This is a genomic window from Streptomyces sp. NPDC015242, from assembly GCF_043079125.1.
GTDB lineage: Bacteria > Actinomycetota > Actinomycetes > Streptomycetales > Streptomycetaceae > Streptomyces.
The window spans coordinates 138,492-157,404 of sequence record NZ_JBIBUF010000008.1; the positions used below are offsets into that span (position 1 = coordinate 138,492).

Here is an 18,913-nt window from a genome sequence, read left to right on the forward strand (position 1 = left end):
CCTGACCCCTGACCCTTCCGTATGTACTAGTTGCCGCGCCGCTGCGCGAAGTCCCACGCGTCGGCGACGATTCCCGCGAGATCCGCGCGGGACGGGTTCCAGCCCAGCTTCTCGCGGGCCGTGGCGGCCGACGCCACCAGGACCGCCGGGTCGCCGCCCCGGCGCGGGGCCACGACCTCGGGGATGGGGTGGCCGGTGACGCGGCGGACCGTCTCGATGACCTCGCGGACGGAGAAGCCGTTGCCGTTGCCGAGGTTGCAGATCAGGTGCTCGCCGGGGGTGGCGGCCGCCAGGGCCAGCAGGTGGGCCTCGGCCAGGTCGGCGACGTGGATGTAGTCGCGCACGCAGGTGCCGTCCGGCGTCGGGTAGTCGTCGCCGTACACGGAGATCGCGTCGCGCCGGCCCTGCGCGACCTGGAGCACCAGCGGGATCAGGTGGGACTCCGGGTCGTGGCGCTCGCCGTGGGCGCCGTAGGCCCCGGCCACGTTGAAGTAGCGCAGGGAGACCGCGCCCAGGCCGTGTGCCGCCGCCTCGCCGGTGATCATGTGGTCGACGGCGAGTTTCGAGGCGCCGTAGGGGTTGGTGGGCCTGGTCGGGGCCGACTCGACGATCGGGACCTGCTCCGGTTCGCCGTAGGTGGCGGCCGTGGAGGAGAAGACCAGCTTGCGCACGCCCGTCTCGCGCATGGCGGCGAGCAGGGCCATCGTGCCGCCGACGTTGTTGTCCCAGTACTTCTCCGGCTTCACGACCGACTCGCCGACCTGCGAGAACGCCGCGAAGTGCAGGACGCCGTCGAAGGAGGAGTCCAGCCACTTGGCCGCGTCGCGGATGTCGCCCTCGATGAAGGAGGCACCGGCGGGGACGCCCTCGCGGAAGCCGGTGGAGAGGTTGTCGAGGACGACGACCTCGTGGCCGGCCTCCAGCAGGTGCTGCGCGACCACGCCGCCGACGTATCCCGCGCCGCCCGTCACCAGGTACTTCCCGCTCATGAACTCGCTACCTCTCGCAGTCGCTCGGCCGCGCGCTCCGGCGGCACGTCGTTGATGAACACGTTCATGCCGGACTCGGAACCCGCGAGAAACTTCAGCTTGCCGGAAGTGCGGCGGATGGTGAAAAGCTCGAGGTGGAGCGCGAAGTCCTCGCGCACGACGCCGTCGAACTCCTCCAGCGCGCCGAACGGGGCCTGGTGCCAGGCCGCGATGTAGGGCGTCGGAGGCTCGTTCACGATGCTCTCCCCTCCGTCCCGCCCATCGAAGATCCGGTCGAAGCGCCTCAAGAGTTCCAGATAGACCTTGGGGAACTCTGTGCGCGCGGCCTCGTCCAGGCCGAGCAGGTCGGGCACGCGGCGCCTGGGGTACAGGTGGACCTCGTAGGGCCAGTGCGCCGCGTACGGCACGAAGGCCACCCAGTGGTCACCCTCCAGGACGACCCGCTCGTCGGCGAGTTCGCGCTCCAGGACGGCGTCGAAGAGGTTCTCCCCGCCCGTCATCTCCTTGTGGGCGGCGACCGAGCGGAGCATCAGGGCGGTGCGCGGGGTGGTGAAGGGGTAGGCGTAGATCTGCCCGTGCGGATGCTGGAGCGTCACCCCGATCTCGGCACCCCGGTTCTCGAAGCAGAACACCTGCTCGACGGAGGTGAGATGGGACAGCTCCGACGTACGGTCCGTCCACGCCTCCAGCACCAGGCGCGCCTGCTCCTCGGAGAGGGACGCGAAGGAGGCGTTGTGGTCGGAGGTGAAGCAGACGACCTCACAGCGGCCGGAGTCGCCGGCGAGCGAGGGGAAGCGGTTCTCGAAGACGACGACGTCGTACGAGGAGTCGGGGATCTCGCTGAGCCGGTCGCCCTCGGAGGGGCACAGGGGGCACTCGTCGGCCGGGGGGTGGTAGGTGCGGCCCTGGCGGTGGGAGGCGATGGCGACGCTGTCGCCGAGCAGGGGGTCACGGCGGATCTCGGACGTGGTGACGGTGCGCTCCAGCGGGCGGCGGTCGGCCGCACCGCGCACGCTGTCGTCACGCAGGTCGTAGTAGATGAGCTCGCGACCGTCGGCCAGCCGGGTCGAGGTCTTCTTCACGCCGGACTCCTCATCCTTCAAACATAACCGAACATATCAAAACACCGCCTCGCTCAATCGTCAACATCACAATCCAACAAAGAGCATCACCCGACGTGTTCAATTGCTGAACGCGGACACGTAGATTCCGCGAGGTATCGGTTCGCGCGACAAAGCGAGGGCTCATGCAAACCCCCACATCTCTGGCAGCCGAGCTACGGCTCCCCACCAACTGGCTCGACTACACCATCCTCGGGATCTACTTCGTCGTCGTCCTGGGCATCGGTTTCGCCGCGAGACGCTCGGTGAAGACCAGCCTCGATTTCTTCCTCTCCGGCCGCTCCCTGCCCGCCTGGGTCACCGGTCTGGCGTTCATCGCCGCCAACCTGGGTGCGACCGAGATCCTGGGCATGGCCGCCAACAGCGCCCAGTACGGCGTCTACACGACCCACTGGTACTGGATCGGCGCCATCCCCGCCATGGTCTTCCTGGGCCTGGTGATGATGCCGTTCTACTACGGCTCCAAGGTCCGCTCGGTCCCCGAGTTCCTGCTGCTGCGCTTCGACAAGGCCGCACACCTGCTCAGCTCGGTCCTCTTCGCCTTCGCCGCCATCCTGATCGCCGGCGTCAACCTCTACGCCCTGGCCATCGTCGTCGAGGCGCTGCTGGGCTGGCCGGAGTGGGTGGCGATCGTGGTCGCCGGCTTCTTCGTCCTCGCCTACATCACCCTCGGCGGCCTCTCCTCGGCCATCTACAACGAGGTCCTCCAGTTCTTCGTGATCCTCGCCGCGCTCATCCCCATCACGGTGCTCGGCCTGAAGAGCGTCGGCGGTTGGGACGGCCTGTCCGACTCCCTCACCGAGTCGCGCGGTGGTGACTTCATGACCGCCTGGGGCGGCACGGGCATCGGCAGCGACAACCCGCTGGGCGCCAACTGGCTCACGATCGTCCTCGGCCTCGGCTTCGTGCTCTCCTTCGGCTACTGGACGACGAACTTCGCCGAGGTGCAGCGCGCCCTGTCCGCGAAGAACCTCTCGGCAGCCCAGCGCACCCCGCTGATCGCCGCGTTCCCGAAGATCTTCATCGTGTTCCTCGTGATGATCCCGGGCCTCGTCGCCGCCGTCCTGGTCCCGAAGATCGGCACCGCCGATTCCGACCTCCAGTACAACGACGCCATCCCCTACCTGATGGAACAGCTGCTGCCCAACGGCGTGCTCGGCATCGCCGTCACCGGCCTGCTCGCGGCGTTCATGGCGGGCATGGCGGCCAACGTGTCGTCGTTCAACACGGTGTTCACGACGGACATCTGGGCCAAGTACGTGGTCCGGGACCGCGAGGACGAGTACTACGTGCGCTTCGGCCGGATCATCACCGCGATCGGCGTCCTCGCCTCGATCGGCACGGCGTTCCTGGCGTCGTCCTTCTCGAACATCATGAGCTACCTCCAGACGCTGTTCTCCTTCTTCAACGTGCCGATGTTCGTCGTCTTCATCATCGGCATGTTCTGGAAGCGGGCGTCGATGAAGTCCGGCTTCTGGGGACTGCTCGCGGGCACCACCGCCGCGATGGTCAACTACTTCGTCCTCTACAAGCAGGACATCATCGACATCCCCTCCGACCAGGGCGCCAACTTCGTCTCGGCGATCGCGGGCTTCGTCGCGGGCGCGGTCGTCATGGTGGCGGTGTCGCTCTTCACCGCGCCGAAGCCGGCCGAGGAGCTCCAGGGACTGGTCTACGGCACGACCTCGCCCGGTATGGCGGAGCCTCCGGCGCCGGGGGACGAGGCCTGGTACCGCAAGCCGGCGCTGCTCGGCTGGGGCGCGGTCATCCTGGCCGCGGCCTGCTACATCCCGTTCTCGTTCTGATCCAGGGAGGCTGACGGAACATGTCCGAGTTCTACTCCGAGAAGGACGTGCAGCGGGAAGTCACCGAGCTGCAGGGCAAGTCGGCGACCGCCGCGCGGCTGTTCGACATCCGGCGGATCATCGGCGGGCTGTTCGTGCTGTACGGCGTGATCGTCACGATCGCGGGGCTGACGGCGTCCGACGCCGACATCGACAAGGCCGAGGGGGTGAACATCAACCTGTGGACCGGGCTGGGCATGCTCGCGCTGGGATTGTTCTTCCTGGTCTGGCTGAAGCTGAGGCCGGTGGCACCGCCGCCGCCGGGGGTCGAGCCGGAGGACGACGAGCGGGTGGAGTGACCGGGCCGCGTCGATGCTGAGGCCGGGTGGGTGCGCAACTCGGCGCAACGAGGTACCGCTGCGCCCACCCGTACCGCCCCCAGCGGCACGCATGCCCGCAGCTAGGCCCCCCGGCCCACCACCCACCGTCAGGCGAAGGCGAGAACGCGCCGCTCACGGCTCCCGCTGCTCACGGCTCCCGCCGCACCGGCCCCGCCCGGTCCAGCAACCCCGTCCGGGCCGCCAGGGCCGCTGCCTCCAGGCGGGAGCCGACGCCGAGTTTCATCAGGACCCGCTGGACGTGCGTGCGGGCCGTCGACGGGGCGATGCCCATGCCCGCGGCGATCAGCCGCGTGTCCTCCCCGTCCGCGACGCGGACCAGAACCTCGACCTCCCTCGGCGTGAGCATGGACAGCAGCCGCTGCCCCTCGTCGTCCGGCTGCGCCGCCGGGTTGAGCAATTCGCTGAACGCCCCCTGCAGCAACTGCGGCGCCACCGCCGCCTCCCCCGCCCGGGCCTTCATGATCGCCCGCTCGACACCCTCTATGCGCTCATCGTGCCGGACGTACCCGGACGCCCCCGCCGCGAACGCCGCCGCGATGCCGCGCGGACTCGGCACCGGGCCCAGCACCAGCACCGCCACCTGCGGCCGCTCCCGTTTGATCTTCACCACGGGATCGAAGATCCCCGGCTCGGCCGGCGTCGCCGTCCCCAGCAGGCACACCTCGGGCGCCCGCGTGATCACCAGCTCCGCCGCCCCCGCGGCCGGCGCCGCCGCGGCCAGCACCCGGTGGCCCCGCAGCTTCAGCGCCGAGGCCAGCGCCTCCGCCAGCAGTCGGTGGTCGTCGACCACCATGAGCCGCACTCCCATCGAGCAACCCCCCAGTCACCCCAGTGCCCCTGATGGAAGCCCCCCGGCTCCCCCGCCTTCATGCCCCCGGAAGCTACACGCTTGTTCGACGTTGCGCTTCCCCTACCCGCGAGAATCGCCCCGGATCGCCGAAATTCCTCGCATTCGAGGTTGACTGGGCCAAACGCGAACGGTCCCGCCCCTGAGCAGGGACGGGACCGCACCGGTCACCGGTCGGTCAAGGACCGATCGCGGGATGATCAGCTCGTACCGAAGCCGACCGCGAGGTACTCCTTGTCCCGCCCGGCGGACCGCTTGCTCGCGTACACCTTGGACATGTAGAGCTGCCCGTCGCCGTACAGGAACTCGGAGTAGTCCGGCGACATGCTGGTCTCCACGTCCCGCACCTGCTCCGTCGCGGGGTTCTCCAGCAGCTTCGTCTGCTCGAAGCTGCCGCCGTCGATGCTCACGATCTGCCCGCCCTTGTCGTACGGCGGCCGCTTGTAGGCGAGGATGTTGCCCCCGTCCATGCGCAGCGGCGAGATCGTGTAGCCGTCGCCCGCGTCGGCCCGCTGCCCGGTCTGCTTGCCGGTCGCGAGGTCGAAGGCGACGATCTCGTTGGTCTGGCTGTACTTGCCGGTGCCGTCGTGCTCCTCGGTCGGCAGGTACAGCCGGTCGTTGCCGACGGCCAGCTGGTTGCAGTACTCGATGCGGGTGATGCCCTCGCAGCGGGCCGCGAACTGCTCGCCCGGCGCGGAGATGCGGGTGCGCAGCTTGCCGGTCTTGTTGTCGATGGAGAAGAAGTCGGAGATACCGCTGCCGTCACCGGCGGAGTCGCCGACGTCGGCGGCCACCACGAGCGGGTTGGTCGACACGACGCTGGCGTACTCGATGCCCTCGGCCATCTTGTACTCCGAGATCACCTTCCCGGACTTCGGGTCGATGGTCTGGATGTGCAGCTGCCGCTGCTGGTAGGAGCCGCACTTGCGCACCGCGACCAGCTTCTCGCCGCCGCCGTACCCGGCGTCGTAGCAGGAGTCGCTGGGCTTCGGGCTCCACAGCAGCTTGCCGGAGACGTCGTAGGCGGCGCCGCCGCGGGTGCTGCCCACCGCGATGGTCTTGCCGCTGATCGTGACGTTGTCGAAGCTGATCGGGTCGCCACCGGCCTCGACCGTCTTCGTCCACAGCTTCTTGCCCGCGTCGAGGTCCACGAGGGCGATCTGGCTGCAGCCGTGCGACGGTTCGGCCTTGGTCGGCATCGCGGGCTGGTGCAGGATCGCCGTCAGGCCGTCGTCCGTGACGTGCCGGCTGGTCTGGCAGACCGGGCCGTCCAGCGGGATCGACCAGAGCTTGGCGCCCTTGGTGCGGTCGTAGCCGACGAGCTGGGCGATGCCGCTCTTGACGTACGCCTTGTCGGTGAGCCAGGAGCCGGAGACGACGACCGTGCTGTCGTTCTTCACCTCGGGCATCGGGACCTGGAACAGGACCTCGGCGCCGGGGTCGGAGGGCGCCTTCTCCTTGCCGCCGGAGGAGGTACCGCCCTTGCCCTCGGTCGTGCCGCCGGTGCTGCCGCCGGAGCTGGCCGTGTCGTCCTTCTTGCCGTCGTCCTTGGACGAGGAGTACCAGACACCGCCGCCGATGATCAGGGCGATCGCCACGACCGCGGCGACGATGATGGCCACCTGGGCGTTGAACTTCCCGCCGCCGCCCGGCTGTCCGGGCTGGGGCTGCATCGGGACCGTCGCCTGCGGATAGCCGTACCCGGGCTGCTGCCCGTACCCCGGCTGCCCGTACGGCGCCGTCGGCGGCTGCCCGTACCCCGGCTGCCCGTACGGCCCCGGCTGCTGACCGGGGTAGCCGTAGCCGGGCGGGGCCTGCGGAGGCTGGGGCTGCTGGGGCGCGCCCTGCGGATAGCCGTACCCCGGCTGCGGCGGGGGCGGCGTCTGCGGGGCCTGCGGGTTCGGCGGGGTGGCGGGCGGGGGCGTCTGCGGGGCCTGCGGGTAGCCGTACCCCGGCTCGGGTGCCTTGCCGAGGTTCGGCCCGCCCGCGGGCGGCGGGGTCTGCGGCGGCTGGGGCTGGTCCTGCGGCGGTCCGAACCCGCCCCCCTGCGGGGGCTGCTGGGGCGGCGGCGGAGGCTGGGTCATGACGTGGGCACCTCGGGGAAGGGGACGGAGGACGAGCGAGGTCGAGGGGAAGGAAGGATCACTTGCCGTAGGCGAGCATCAACTTCTCCTTCGTGTCGTCGTTCCCGCTCAGCCGGGTCGTCGAGATGTAGAAGCGCCCGTCGACCCAGTCGATGTCCTTGGAGAAGAACCCGTCCTCGATGTCCGCGGCGCCCTGCGGGTTCTGCAGCAGCCTGGCCGGCTTGTGGCTGCCGCCGCCGGTCGGGATGGCGACGATCTGGCCGCCCGCGTCGTACGACGGCTGCACGTAGGCGATGAGCTTGCCGCCCTCGACCTTCATCGGCAGCATCGATTCGTCGGACGGGGACTTCACCCGCCACTTCTCCTTGCCGTTGGCCAGGTCGACCGCGACGATCTCGTTCGCGCCGGTGGTCGCCTCGGTCGGCAGGTAGAGCGTGTCGCCGGCGACGGCGACGCCCTGGCAGCCCTGGAGGTCGCGCTCCAGGATGGCCCAGCCGCACTCGGGGGCGAAGTCCTCGTCGAAGCCGACCTGGGAGCGGAACTTGCCGCCCGAGGTGAAGGTGGAGATGTTCCAGGCCTTCTTGTCCTCGTTGGTGCTGTAGACGACCAGCGGGCTGACCGAGTAGGTGCGCGCGACCCGCCAGCCCTTGTCGAAGGGCTGGGTCCACCGGGCCTTGCCGGTCTTCGGGTCGAGCTCCTGGACCTCGTCGTGTTCCTTGTCGCTGCCCGCGCCGCAGGAGGAGACGGCGATCAGCTTCTCACCGCCGGCGAAGGCGGTCGGGAAGCAGGAGTCGCCGTAGCGCTTCTTGTCGAAGAGCTTGTCGCCGTTGGTGACGTCGTAGGCGGTGCCGGACTGGGAACGGCCCACCATCAGCGTCGTGCCGGTGATGGACAGTTCGACGGAGAGCGTGGAGTCGAACAGGGCACCCTCGGCGACCTTCTCCGTCCAGCCCTTCTCGCCGGTGTTGAGGTCGATCTCCTGGAGCTGGTTGCACTTGGCGCGGTCGCTGCTGCCGCTCATGTAGGCGACGACGATCTTGTCGTCGGCCGTCTTCTGCGGGGTGGTCGCGCAGATCTTCTGCGGGAAGGTGATGGCGTCCCAGGTGGGCTTGCCGTCACCGACGTCGAACGCGAGCAGCTGCTTGTACGCCGCCTTCACCGCGGTCTTGCCGGTGATCCACATGCCGGGGGCGTCGGCACCGGAACCGGGGGCGTCGGGCGCCTCCTTGTACCAGAGGACCTTGGCCTCACCGGCCTGGCGGCCCTCGTTGAGGTTCTCCGGGTCCTCGCCGCCGTCGCCGTCGCCGTCACCGGGGTTGACCGGGGCGGAGGCGTCGCCCTTGGGATCGTCGCTCTGCTGCGCGACGGGCTTCTTCTGGCCCTCGCCGCTGTCGCCGCCGGTGACGGCCCAGACGGTGCCGCCGACGACGAGCAGCGTGGCGACGGCCGCACCGATGATCATCGCCGGCTTGCCCTTGAACGGGTTGCGGGAGCCGCCGGGCGGCGGGGTGCCGGGCGCGCCGGGGAACGGGGGCTGCTGCGGGTAGCCGTAACCGGGCTGGCCGTACGGTCCCGGCTGCTGCGGCTGACCGTACGGTCCCGGCTGGCCGTAGGGACCGGGCTGCTGCGGCTGGCCGTACGGGCCGGGCCGGCCGTAGGGACCGGGCTGCTGCGGGTAGCCGTAGCCCGGCTGGGGCGGGCCCTGCGGAGGCGGCGGGCTCTGGGGCGGGCCCTGGGGCGGCGGTGGGGTCGGTGCTCCGAAGCCACCGCCCTGCGGCGGCGGATCCTGCGGTGCTCCGAAGCCACCGTGCGGTGGCTGACTGGGCGGCTGAATCATCAGTCGCTCCCCCCGTTTCGCTCACTGTTTTCTAGCCACGCCCTGAGGTACGCGGTGGCTCAGAGTCGCGCCATAAAGTTCTAAGACGGCTCTTTCTATCACCCCGTTCCGGCCGGGCACCGGGCCGTGTCACCCCCTGTTCCCAAGGGAGGACCGGCCCGTGACGCCGCCGTTATGCGCCTTCACGCACCCTTCACGCGTCCTCGGCGAGTTCCAGCCAGCGCATCTCCAGCTCCTCGCGCTGCCCGGCCAACTCCCGCAGCTCGGCGTCCCATTCGGCCACCTTCGCGAAGTCCGTGGCGTTCTCGGCGATCCGGGCGTGGAGCGTGGCCTCCTTCTCGGAGACCTTGTCGAGCTGCCGCTCGATCTTCTGCAGTTCCTTCTTCGCGGCGCGCTGGCCGGCGGCGCTCTTCTCCGGGGCGGCGGACTGCTGCGGCGCGGCGGCGGGGGCCGCGGCGGCCGCGGCCTCCTCCATGCGCTGCCGCCGCTCCAGGTACTCGTCGATGCCGCGCGGCAGCATCCGCAGGGCGCCGTCGCCGAGCAGCGCGAACACCCGGTCGGTGGTGCGCTCGATGAAGAACCGGTCGTGGGAGATGACGACCATCGATCCGGGCCAGCCGTCGAGGACGTCCTCCAGCTGGGTCAGCGTCTCGATGTCGAGGTCGTTGGTGGGCTCGTCGAGGAAGAGGACGTTGGGCTCGTCCATGAGCAGCCGCAGCAGCTGGAGCCTGCGGCGCTCACCGCCGGAGAGGTCACCGACCGGCGTCCACTGCTTCTCCTTGGAGAAGCCGAACGTCTCGCACAGCTGCCCGGCGGTCATCTCGCGTCCCTTGCCGAGGTCGACGCGCTCGCGCACCTGCTGCACGGCCTCCAGCACCCGCGTGTCCGGGTCGAGTTCGGCGACCTCCTGGGAGAGGTAGGCCAGCTTGACGGTCTTGCCGACGCGGATGCGTCCGCCGGCCGGCTGGGCCTCGCCGTCGGTCCGGGCCGCCTGGGCCATGGCCCGCAGCAGGGACGTCTTGCCCGCGCCGTTGACGCCGACCAGGCCGATCCGGTCGCCGGGCCCGAGCTGCCAGGTGACGTGCTTGAGCAGGACCTTGGGACCGGCCTGGACGGTGATGTCCTCCAGGTCGAACACCGTCTTGCCGAGCCGCGAGGAGGCGAACCGCATCAGCTCGCTGCTGTCCCGGGGCGGCGGCACGTCCTTGATGAGCTCGTTGGCGGCCTCGACGCGGAAGCGCGGCTTGGACGTACGGGCCGGTGCGCCGCGGCGCAGCCAGGCCAGCTCCTTGCGGACGAGGTTCTGCCGCTTGACCTCCTCGGTGGCGGCGATGCGCTCGCGCTCGGCCCGGGCGAAGACGTAGTCGGAGTAGCCGCCCTCGTACTCGTAGACCGCGCCGCGCTGGACGTCCCACATGCGGGTGCAGACCTGGTCGAGGAACCAGCGGTCGTGGGTGACGCAGACGAGGGCCGAGCGGCGGTTCTGCAGGTGCCGGGCGAGCCAGGCGATGCCCTCGACGTCGAGGTGGTTGGTGGGCTCGTCCAGGACGAGCAGGTCCTGCTCCTCGATGAGCAGCTTGGCCAGGGCGATGCGGCGGCGCTCACCGCCGGACAGGGGGCCGATGACCGTGTCGAGCCCCTTGGGGAAGCCGGGCAGGTCCAGTCCGCCGAACAGGCCGGTGAGCACGTCCCTCACCTTGGACTCCCCGGCCCACTCGTGGTCGGCCAGGTCGCCGATGACCTCGTGGCGGACGGTGGCCTCGGGGTCGAGGGAGTCGTGCTGGGTGAGCACGCCGATGCGCAGGCCGCCGGAGTGCGTGACGCGTCCGGTGTCGGCCTCCTCCAGCCGGGCGAGCATCCGGATCAGCGTGGTCTTGCCGTCGCCGTTGCGGCCGACGACGCCGATGCGGTCCCCCTCGGAGACGCCGAGGGAAACGCCGTCGAGCAGGGCCCGGGTGCCGTAGACCTTGCTGACGTTCTCGACATTGACCAGGTTGACGGCCATTTCGCTCCTGACGAGGGGGATGGATCGACCCTCCAGGGTAGTCGGGCGGCGGGGTGCTCCGGCCGGGGTGTCCAGGAGCCGGCGGCGGCCTCCCGGTCCTCCCGGGCCAGGGGAGCCCGCGCGCCGGTGACCGGCCTCCGCGCGTGCTCAGTGCCCGGTCACCGTCGCCCCGGGGGCCGGGCCGGACGCGGTCCGCACGGTGCGGCACGTGCCGGAGGCGGCCAGGGCCTGCGCCACCGCCGCCGCCGACTCCGGGTCGCGGACCAGGAACGCCGTGGTGGGACCGGAGCCGGAGACCAGGGCCGCGAGGGCGCCCGCGGCCCGGCCGGTGGCCAGGGTGCCGGCGAGCTCCGGGAAGAGGGAGAGGGCGGCGGGCTGCAGGTCGTTGGAGACGGCCGCGGCGAGGGCGTCCGGGTCGCCCTTGGCGAGGGCGGCGAGGAGTTCCCGCGAGGCGACGGGTTCGGGGATGTCCGTGCCTTCGCCGAGCCGGTCGAACTCCCGGAAGACCGCCGGGGTGGACAGGCCGCGCCCGGCCATCGCGAACACCCAGTGGAAGGTGCCGCCGACCTCCAGGGGCGTCAGCCGTTCGCCCCGCCCGACCCCGAGTGCCGCCCCGCCGACCAGGCTGAACGGCACGTCGCTGCCCAGCTCGGCGCAGATCTCCAGGAGTTCCTCGCGGGAGGCGCCGGTCCGCCAGAGCGCGTCGCAGGCCACCAGGGCGCCGGCGCCGTCCGCGCTGCCGCCCGCCATGCCGCCGGCGACGGGGATGTCCTTGGCGATGTGGATGTGGACGTCGGGGCCGCGGCCGTACCGCCCGGCCAGCGCGATCGCCGCCCGGGCCGCCAGGTTCGTGCGGTCCAGCGGCACCTGGGCGGCGTCGGGGCCCTCGCAGGTGACGCGCAGTTCGTCGGCCGGGGTGACGGTGATCTCGTCGTAGAGGCCGACCGCGAGGAAGACGTTGGCCAGGTCGTGGAAGCCGTCGGGGCGGGCGGCGCCGACCGCCAGCTGGACGTTGACCTTGGCGGGGACGCGGACCGTGACGCTCACGCGCTCTCCTTCTCCTGGTGCCGGTTCGCCTTGTGCTCGGCGATCCGCGCGAACTCCTCCACGGTCAGGGACTCGCCCCGGGCCTGCGGCGACACCCCGGCGGCGACGAGGGCCTCCTCGGCCGCGGCGGCGGAGCCCGCCCAGCCGGCCAGGGCGGCGCGCAGCGTCTTGCGGCGCTGGGCGAAGGCCGCGTCGACCACGGCGAACACCTCGGCCTTCGACGCGGTCGTCTTGACCGGCTCGGCCCGGCGGACCAGGGAGACCAGGCCGCTGTCCACGTTCGGGGCGGGCCAGAACACGTTCCGGCCGATGGCTCCGGCGCGCTTGACCTCGGCGTACCAGTTGGCCTTGACCGAGGGGACGCCGTAGACCTTGGAGCCGGGTGCGGCGGCGAGGCGGTCGGCGACCTCCGCCTGGACCATGACCAGGGTGCGTTCGATGCTCGGGAAGGTGTCGAGCATGTGCAGCAGGACCGGCACGGCCACGTTGTAGGGGAGGTTGGCGACCAGGGCGGTCGGGGCGGGGCCCGGCAGTTCGGCGACGTGCATCGCGTCGGAGTGGACGAGCGCGAACCGCCCGGCGCGCTCGGGCATGCGGGCCGCGATGGTCGCGGGCAGCGCCCCGGCGAGCACGTCGTCGATCTCCACGGCCGTGACCCGGTCGGCGACCTCCAGCAGCGCGAGGGTGAGCGACCCGAGCCCCGGGCCGACCTCGACGACGACGTCCTCGGGACGGACCTCCGCGGTGCGGACGATACGGCGGACGGTGTTGGCGTCGATCACGAAGTTCTGGCCGCGCTGCTTGGTCGGGCGTACGCCGAGGGCCGCCGCGAGTTCGCGGATGTCGGCGGGGCCGAGGAGGGCGTCGGGGGTGGGGCTGGTCACGGGGACAAGGGTACGGGGGTTTCCGGCCCGCCTACCCGCGCAGCCGGCCCCCGCAGTGCGGCCAGGGGCTGGCCCCGCGTCGCACGTACAGCTTCTTCGCCCGGTACGTCTGTTCCGCGGCCGGGGCGTCCTGGGGGCGGCCCCGGCCGCCGAGCGCCTGCCAGGTCCGGGTGTCGAACTGGTACAGGCCGCCGTAGGTGCCGGAGGGGTCGACCGCGTCGGGGCGGCCGCCGGACTCGCAGGCCGCCAGGCCCTGCCAGTCGAGGTGGTCGGCGCCCTGCACGGACGCGGGGCGCGGCCGGGTGCCGACCCTGACCAGCTGGGCGCGGGGCTCGCGCACCACCTCGGTCCCGACCCGGCGCGGCTTCTGCTTGACGCCGTTGACCGTGCGCAGGGCGTAGGTGATCCGGCGCAGGCCCGGCTCGCCCGCCCGCTCCACGACCTCCGTGCCCCGGAAGAGCCCGGGGTCGTCCGTCCGCCGCACCTGGAACGGGATCAGTTCCTCGCGGACCTCCTTGCCCCCGGTGATGCGCAGCACGGTGACGGTCTGCCCGTCGCGCGGGAAGCTCCCCTGCGGCACGGACGTGGTGTCCTGGCCGCGCAGGGTGATCCCGGCCTCCTCTACGGCCTCCCGCACGGTCGCCGCGTTGGTGCGGACGGTGCGGGCCCGGCCGTCCGCCATGACCGTGACGGTGCGCTCGGTCCGCACGTCCAGCGCGAGTCCCTCGCGTCCGATGCGCCGGGAGCGGGCGGTGGACACGTAGGCGCCCTCCTGCCGCACCCCCAGTTGCCGCAGGGCTCCCTCCACCGTGCGGGCGGTGGTCCACACCTGGCGGCGGTGGCCGTCGAGGGTGAGCCGCACCGGGCGGGCGTAGTGCACGGCGATCTCGTCGCCGCTGCCGAGCTCCGTGCCGGGGCCCGGCGCCACCACGTCGTGGGCGCCGAGCTCGACGCCCTCCTCGGCGAGCAGCTCGGTGACGTCGTCGGCGAAGGTGTGCAGCGTGCGGGCCTTGCCGTCGACGGTCAGCTCGACCGCCTTGTCCTTGGCGACGAACGCCGTGGTGCCGCCGGCGAGGAAGGCGACGACCAGGGCCTGCGGGAGCAGCCGTCGCACGGAGCTGTCCGGGCGCTCGATGTACCGCGCCTTGCGCCGGCGCGCGGACCGGCGGTGCGAGCCGGCGCGCGCCGCGGCGCGGGCTTCGGCGCGGGAGGCGGCACGCCCCGCCGGAGCGGGTTCCGGCTCGTCCGCGTACGCGGCAGGCGGCCCCTCCGGGCCGCCGGCGCCCTGGCGGGGCAGACCGGGCAGCCCGGGCGGGGGCGGCGTCTCGTAGGCGGGCCGGTAGGTGTCCCCGGGGGCGGGCGCCCCGGGCGTGCCGTACCCGAGCGTCTCGGCGCTGTGCAGGTCGGCGGGGGGTGTGCCGAAGCCGCCGTACACGGGGTCCGCGTAGGCCGGGCCATACGTCTCGTACGTCTCGTACCGCGAGTTGCTCACGCCGACGCGCTCCAGGGGCCGGAAGGGGGTCCAGAGGGGTCCGGATCGGGCCCCCAGAACCTAGCGGAGCGTTCGTCACTCTCCAAAGCGACGCGACTACGCACAGTCGTACGGCCGGGACGGCGCGAGGGTCAGTATCCGAACGCCCGTGCCGTGTTCGCCCCGAGCGCCGCGGCCAGGGTGTCCTCGTCGATGCCGCGCACCTCGGCCATGGCCCGCACGGTGATCGGCACCAGGTAGGGGGCGTTGGGCCGCCCGCGGTAGGGCGCCGGGGTGAGGAAGGGCGCGTCCGTCTCGACGAGGAGCAGCTCCAGCGGGGCGACGGCCACCGCGTCCCGCAGGTTCTGGGCGTTCTTGAAGGTGACGTTGCCGGCGAAGGACATGAAGTAGCCCGCGGCGGCGCAGATCCCGGCCATCTCGGCGTCGCCGGAGTAGCAGTGGAAGACGGTCCGCTCGGGGGCGCCCTCCTCCTTCAGCACGCGCAGGACGTCGGCGTGGGCCTCGCGGTCGTGGATGACCAGGGCCTTGCCGTGCCGCTTGGCGATCTCGATGTGGGCGCGGAAGGACCGCTCCTGCGCGTCCTTGCCCTCGGGTCCGGTGCGGAAGTAGTCGAGGCCCGTCTCGCCGACGCCCTTGACCTGCTCCAGCGCGGCCAGCCGGTCGATCTCGGCGAGCGCGTCGTCCAGCGCCGCGGGCCCGCCCGGGGCGCGCGCCCCCTGCCGTGACCAGCCGTCGGGGTCGCCGTGGACGATCCGGGGCGCCTCGTTCGGGTGCAGCGCGACCGTCGCGTGGACGGCGTCGTGCGCCGCGGCCGTCTCGGCGGCCCAGCGGGAGCCCTTCAGGTCGCAGCCGACCTGCACGACCGTCGTCACCCCGACCGACGCCGCCTTGGCCAGCGCCTCCTCGACCGTGCCGGACTGCATGTCCAGGTGGGTGTGGGAGTCGGCGACCGGCACCCGCAGGGGATCGGGCAGCGGCGGCGCGGCGTTCTTGTCGGAGTCGTTCGCAGGCATGCCCCCGATCCTACGAAAGGCTCACCGTCGTCCGGACGGGTCAGCTCGCCTTGCGCTGGAAGGGGTGCAGCAGGTCCGACAGGTGCCAGTGGTGGTGCTCGCGCTCCCCGGCCCCGGTGGCGGGTGCCTCCACGGGCCCGGCGGGCGGCGGCACGCGGTGGGACCGGTGGGCCGCGTCACGCGCCGACGCGACCCGCCCGGGCCGCATGATGCGCACCACGTGCCCGTCGCAGTTGTGGCACGTGGGCCTGCTCAGGGGGGAGGGCACGACCTTGCCGTCCGCGACGTAGAGGACGAACTCGTGGCCCGTGGCGTCCGTGTGGTGCTCTATCTCGTACGACTGCTCCCACCCGTGCCCGCACCGCATGCAGGCGAACGAGTAGGACTCGTTGACGACGGCGGTCGCACCGGCGCGGAGCCCGGTCCGCCCTGCGATCTCACTCATGCCGGCTCCTCGTGTTCCGCTGAGGCGTGAGGACGGTTCCGCCCTCGCCCCTCAGTGGACTCCTCAGCGGGCGCGACGGCAGCAGACCTGTCGACTGTTGGCCCCGATTTGGGCGTCCCTTGCCCCGGGCCCCCGGCGCTTTTACCCCCGCATGGGGCGCCCGCTCAAACGACAAGCGCCCTGCTCAGGGGGGTGGCGGGCTCAGCCGGAGTTCTTCGCGGCGACCACGGCGTCGAAGACGACCCGCTTGGGCACCCCGGCCTCGACGGCCACCGCGGCGATCGCCTCCTTGCGCCGCTCCCCCGCCTCCTCCCGCACCCGCACCCGCCGCACCAGTTCCTCGGGCCCGACGTCCTCCGCGCCCTTCTCCGGCGCCCCTTCCACCACGACGGTGATCTCGCCGCGGACCCCCTCGGCGGCCCAGGCGGCCAGCTCGCCGAGCCCGCCCCGCCGCACCTCCTCGTAGGTCTTGGTCAGCTCACGGCAGACCGCCGCCCGCCGCTCGGGCCCGAAGACCTCGGCCATCGCCGCCAGCGTGTCGTCCAGCCGGTGCGGGGCCTCGAAGTACACGAGCGTGCGCCGTTCCCCGGCCACCTCCCGCAGCCGTCCGAGCCGCTCGCCCGCCTTGCGCGGCAGGAACCCCTCGAAGCAGAACCGGTCGACGGGCAGCCCCGACAGCGCGAGCGCGGTGAGCACCGCGGAGGGCCCGGGCACGGCCGTGACCCGCACGTCCCGCTCGACCGCGGCGGCGACCAGCCGGTACCCCGGGTCGGACACCGACGGCATCCCCGCGTCCGTGACGAGCAGCACCCGTGCCCCGCCCGCCAGTTCCTCGACCAGCTCGGGCGTCCGCGCGGCCTCGTTGCCCTCGAAGTACGACACCACCCGCCCCCTGGGCGTGACGCCCAGGGCCTGGGTCAGCCGGCGCAGCCGCCGCGTGTCCTCGGCGGCGACGACGTCGGCGCCGGCCAGTTCCTCGGCGAGCCGGGGCGGCGCGTCCGCGATGTCGCCGATGGGGGTGCCTGCGAGTACGAGGGTTCCGGTCACGTCCCCATCCTCCCAGGGGCGGAGGATGCGGACGCATACCGGCCATGCACGGGACTCACACAGCACGGTTCCCTACGATGGCGCGGTGACCAGTACCGCGTCCTCCACGGACACCCGGCAGGGCCAGGCGCCGCACGAGCAGCGGCCGCCCTGGCAGCAGCGGCTGCGCCGCTTCGGCTACCAGGGGCAGCCCAGCAGCGACGTCCGTGACGTCCGTGACCGCCTGGTGCCGCCGTACACCGAGCCCTCGCCGCGCCTGTGGGCGGCGCTCGGCGTCCCGCACGTCCTGGCGAAGCGGCTGGTGCGCTGGTCGGGCTGGATCGGCCCGCTGCTCGTCACGCTGCTCGCGGGGGTGCTGCGGTTCTGGAACCTGGGCAGCCCCAGGGCGGTGATATTCGACGAGACGTACTACGCCAAGGACGCCTGGGCGCTCGTCCACCGCGGCTTCGAGGTCAACTGGGCCAAGAACGCCAACGACCTGGTCCTGTCCTCGGGCGGGAACGTGAAGCTCCCGACGGACGCGGCGTACGTCGTGCATCCGCCGGTCGGCAAGTACGTCATCGGGCTCGGCGAGCTGATGTTCGGGTTCGACCCGTTCGGCTGGCGGTTCATGACGGCCCTGCTCGGCACGCTGTCGGTGCTGCTGCTGTGCCGGATCGGCCGGCGGCTGTTCCGCTCCACGTTCCTGGGGTGCCTGGCGGGCGCGCTGATGGCGCTGGACGGCCTGCACTTCGTGATGAGCCGCACGGCGCTGCTCGACGGCGTGCTGATGTTCTTCGTGCTGGCCGCGTTCGGCTGTCTGCTGGTCGACCGGGACAAGGCCCGGGAGAAACTGGCCGCCGCGCTCCCGGTGGACGCCGGCGGCCGGGCCCGTCCCGACCGGCACACGGCGGAGACGACCCGCCTCGGGTGGCGCCCCTGGCGCTGGGCGGCGGGCCTGATGCTCGGTCTGGCCATCGGCACGAAGTGGAACGGCCTGTACATCCTGGCCGCGTTCTGCCTGATGGCGGTGGCGTGGGACGTCGCCTCCCGCCGGGTCGCCGGTGCGCGGCACCCGTACACCGCCGTCCTGCGCCGCGACACGGGCCTGGCGTTCGTCGCCACCGTGCCGGTCGCCCTGGTCACCTACCTCGCCTCCTGGACCGGCTGGATCCTCTCCGCGACGAACGGCTCGGGCGGCTACTACCGCAACTGGGCCGCGACCGACGGCAAGGACGGCAACTGGACGTTCCTGCCCGACTGGCTGCGCAGCCTGTGGCACTACGAGAACCAGGTGTACGAGTTCCACGTCGGGCTGTCCTCGCCGCACACCTACGAGTCCAACCCGTGGAGCTGGCTGGTCCTGGGCCGTCCGGTGTCGTACTTCTACGAGTCCCCGGCGCCCGGCAAGGACGGCTGCCCGTCCGGCGCCGGCGAGAAGTGCGCCCGCGAGGTGCTGGCGCTCGGCACGCCGCTGCTGTGGTGGGTCGCCTGCTTCGCGGTGCTGTACGTGCTGTGGCGCTGGTTCTTCCGCCGCGACTGGCGCGCGGGCGCCATCGCCTGCGGCATCGCGGCCGGCTATCTGCCCTGGTTCATGTACCAGGAGCGCACGATCTTCTTCTTCTACGCCGTCGTCTTCCTGCCCTTCCTGTGCCTGACGGTGGCGATGCTGCTCGGCGCGGTCATCGGACCGCCCCGCTCCACCGACACCCGCCGCGTCGCGGGCGCCACGGCCGCGGGCGTCCTGGTCCTGCTGATCGCCTGGAACTTCATCTACTTCTGGCCGCTCTACACCGGCCAGGCCATCCCGATCGACGACTGGCGGTCGCGGATGTGGCTGGATACCTGGGTCTGAGGCTCTATTCGGTCAAAAACTCGAATCAGCCGCCCCCTGTGTCACCACGTGCGCTTAGAGTGCTCGCGGAAAGAGCTTTCTGA

The 18,913-nt window shown here is 71.9% G+C and carries 15 protein-coding genes; 3 read left to right on the plus strand and 12 right to left on the minus strand.

The window, feature by feature from the left end; genetic code table 11:
* Nucleotides 1–26: 26 nt before the first annotated feature.
* Both galE and galT read right to left on the minus strand, forming a co-directional pair.
* A complete protein-coding gene (galE, locus tag ACF07N_RS26130; RefSeq protein ID WP_392117290.1) occupies nt 27–989 on the minus strand; it encodes a UDP-glucose 4-epimerase GalE in 963 nt (320 codons plus the stop codon).
* Complete coding sequence (gene galT, locus ACF07N_RS26135; RefSeq protein WP_392117293.1) at nt 986–2,071, minus strand: galactose-1-phosphate uridylyltransferase; 1,086 nt, start codon at nt 2,069–2,071, stop codon at nt 986–988. Before galT ends, galE begins: the two co-directional genes overlap by 4 nt.
* A gap of 164 nt (nt 2,072–2,235) precedes the next feature.
* Here galT and ACF07N_RS26140 point away from each other — a divergent pair, with 164 nt between their 5' ends.
* Entirely contained in the window at nt 2,236–3,915 is a 1,680-nt protein-coding gene (locus ACF07N_RS26140; protein ID WP_383329936.1) for a sodium:solute symporter family protein, read from the plus strand.
* A gap of 20 nt (nt 3,916–3,935) precedes the next feature.
* Nucleotides 3,936–4,253: a hypothetical protein gene (locus ACF07N_RS26145; RefSeq protein ID WP_383329933.1), complete on the plus strand. Its 318-nt coding sequence runs from the start codon at nt 3,936–3,938 to the stop codon at nt 4,251–4,253.
* A gap of 169 nt (nt 4,254–4,422) precedes the next feature.
* Here the strand turns inward: ACF07N_RS26145 and ACF07N_RS26150 are convergent, their stop codons facing one another.
* The 10 genes from ACF07N_RS26150 to rsmI form a co-directional block, all read right to left on the minus strand.
* Entirely contained in the window at nt 4,423–5,103 is a 681-nt protein-coding gene (locus tag ACF07N_RS26150; RefSeq protein ID WP_383329930.1) for a LuxR C-terminal-related transcriptional regulator, read from the minus strand.
* Nucleotides 5,104–5,342: 239 nt separating this feature from the next.
* On the minus strand, nt 5,343–7,226 hold the full coding sequence (locus ACF07N_RS26155) for a PQQ-binding-like beta-propeller repeat protein (protein WP_392117297.1): 1,884 nt from the start codon (nt 7,224–7,226) through the stop codon (nt 5,343–5,345).
* 58 nt (nt 7,227–7,284) lie between these two features.
* On the minus strand, nt 7,285–9,063 hold the full coding sequence (locus ACF07N_RS26160; RefSeq protein ID WP_392117300.1) for a PQQ-binding-like beta-propeller repeat protein: 1,779 nt from the start codon (nt 9,061–9,063) through the stop codon (nt 7,285–7,287).
* Nucleotides 9,064–9,256: 193 nt separating this feature from the next.
* Nucleotides 9,257–11,068, minus strand: a complete 1,812-nt coding sequence (locus tag ACF07N_RS26165) for an ABC-F family ATP-binding cassette domain-containing protein (RefSeq protein ID WP_392117303.1) — start codon at nt 11,066–11,068, stop codon at nt 9,257–9,259.
* Between the two features lie 147 nt (nt 11,069–11,215).
* The gene (locus ACF07N_RS26170) at nt 11,216–12,115 is read right to left on the minus strand and encodes a 4-(cytidine 5'-diphospho)-2-C-methyl-D-erythritol kinase (protein ID WP_392117307.1); all 900 of its coding nucleotides are present in this window, start codon (nt 12,113–12,115) and stop codon (nt 11,216–11,218) included.
* Nucleotides 12,112–12,999 carry a 16S rRNA (adenine(1518)-N(6)/adenine(1519)-N(6))-dimethyltransferase RsmA gene (rsmA, locus tag ACF07N_RS26175; protein ID WP_383329916.1) on the minus strand — a complete coding sequence of 296 codons (888 nt, stop codon included), beginning with the start codon at nt 12,997–12,999 and terminating at the stop codon, nt 12,112–12,114. Before rsmA ends, ACF07N_RS26170 begins: the two co-directional genes overlap by 4 nt.
* 31 nt (nt 13,000–13,030) lie before the next feature.
* Entirely contained in the window at nt 13,031–14,491 is a 1,461-nt protein-coding gene (locus tag ACF07N_RS26180; RefSeq protein ID WP_392117310.1) for a ubiquitin-like domain-containing protein, read from the minus strand.
* 131 nt (nt 14,492–14,622) lie between these two features.
* Complete coding sequence (locus ACF07N_RS26185; protein WP_383329910.1) at nt 14,623–15,504, minus strand: TatD family hydrolase; 882 nt, start codon at nt 15,502–15,504, stop codon at nt 14,623–14,625.
* Nucleotides 15,505–15,544: 40 nt separating this feature from the next.
* Nucleotides 15,545–15,949 carry a hypothetical protein gene (locus ACF07N_RS26190; protein WP_383329907.1) on the minus strand — a complete coding sequence of 135 codons (405 nt, stop codon included), beginning with the start codon at nt 15,947–15,949 and terminating at the stop codon, nt 15,545–15,547.
* A 201-nt stretch (nt 15,950–16,150) separates the two neighbouring features.
* Nucleotides 16,151–16,996, minus strand: coding sequence for a 16S rRNA (cytidine(1402)-2'-O)-methyltransferase (rsmI, locus tag ACF07N_RS26195; RefSeq protein ID WP_383329904.1), 846 nt, complete (start codon nt 16,994–16,996; stop codon nt 16,151–16,153).
* A gap of 85 nt (nt 16,997–17,081) precedes the next feature.
* Between rsmI and ACF07N_RS26200 the strand changes: the two genes are divergently transcribed.
* Nucleotides 17,082–18,830, plus strand: a complete 1,749-nt coding sequence (locus tag ACF07N_RS26200; RefSeq protein WP_392117315.1) for a dolichyl-phosphate-mannose--protein mannosyltransferase — start codon at nt 17,082–17,084, stop codon at nt 18,828–18,830.
* Nucleotides 18,831–18,913: the final 83 nt, after the last annotated feature.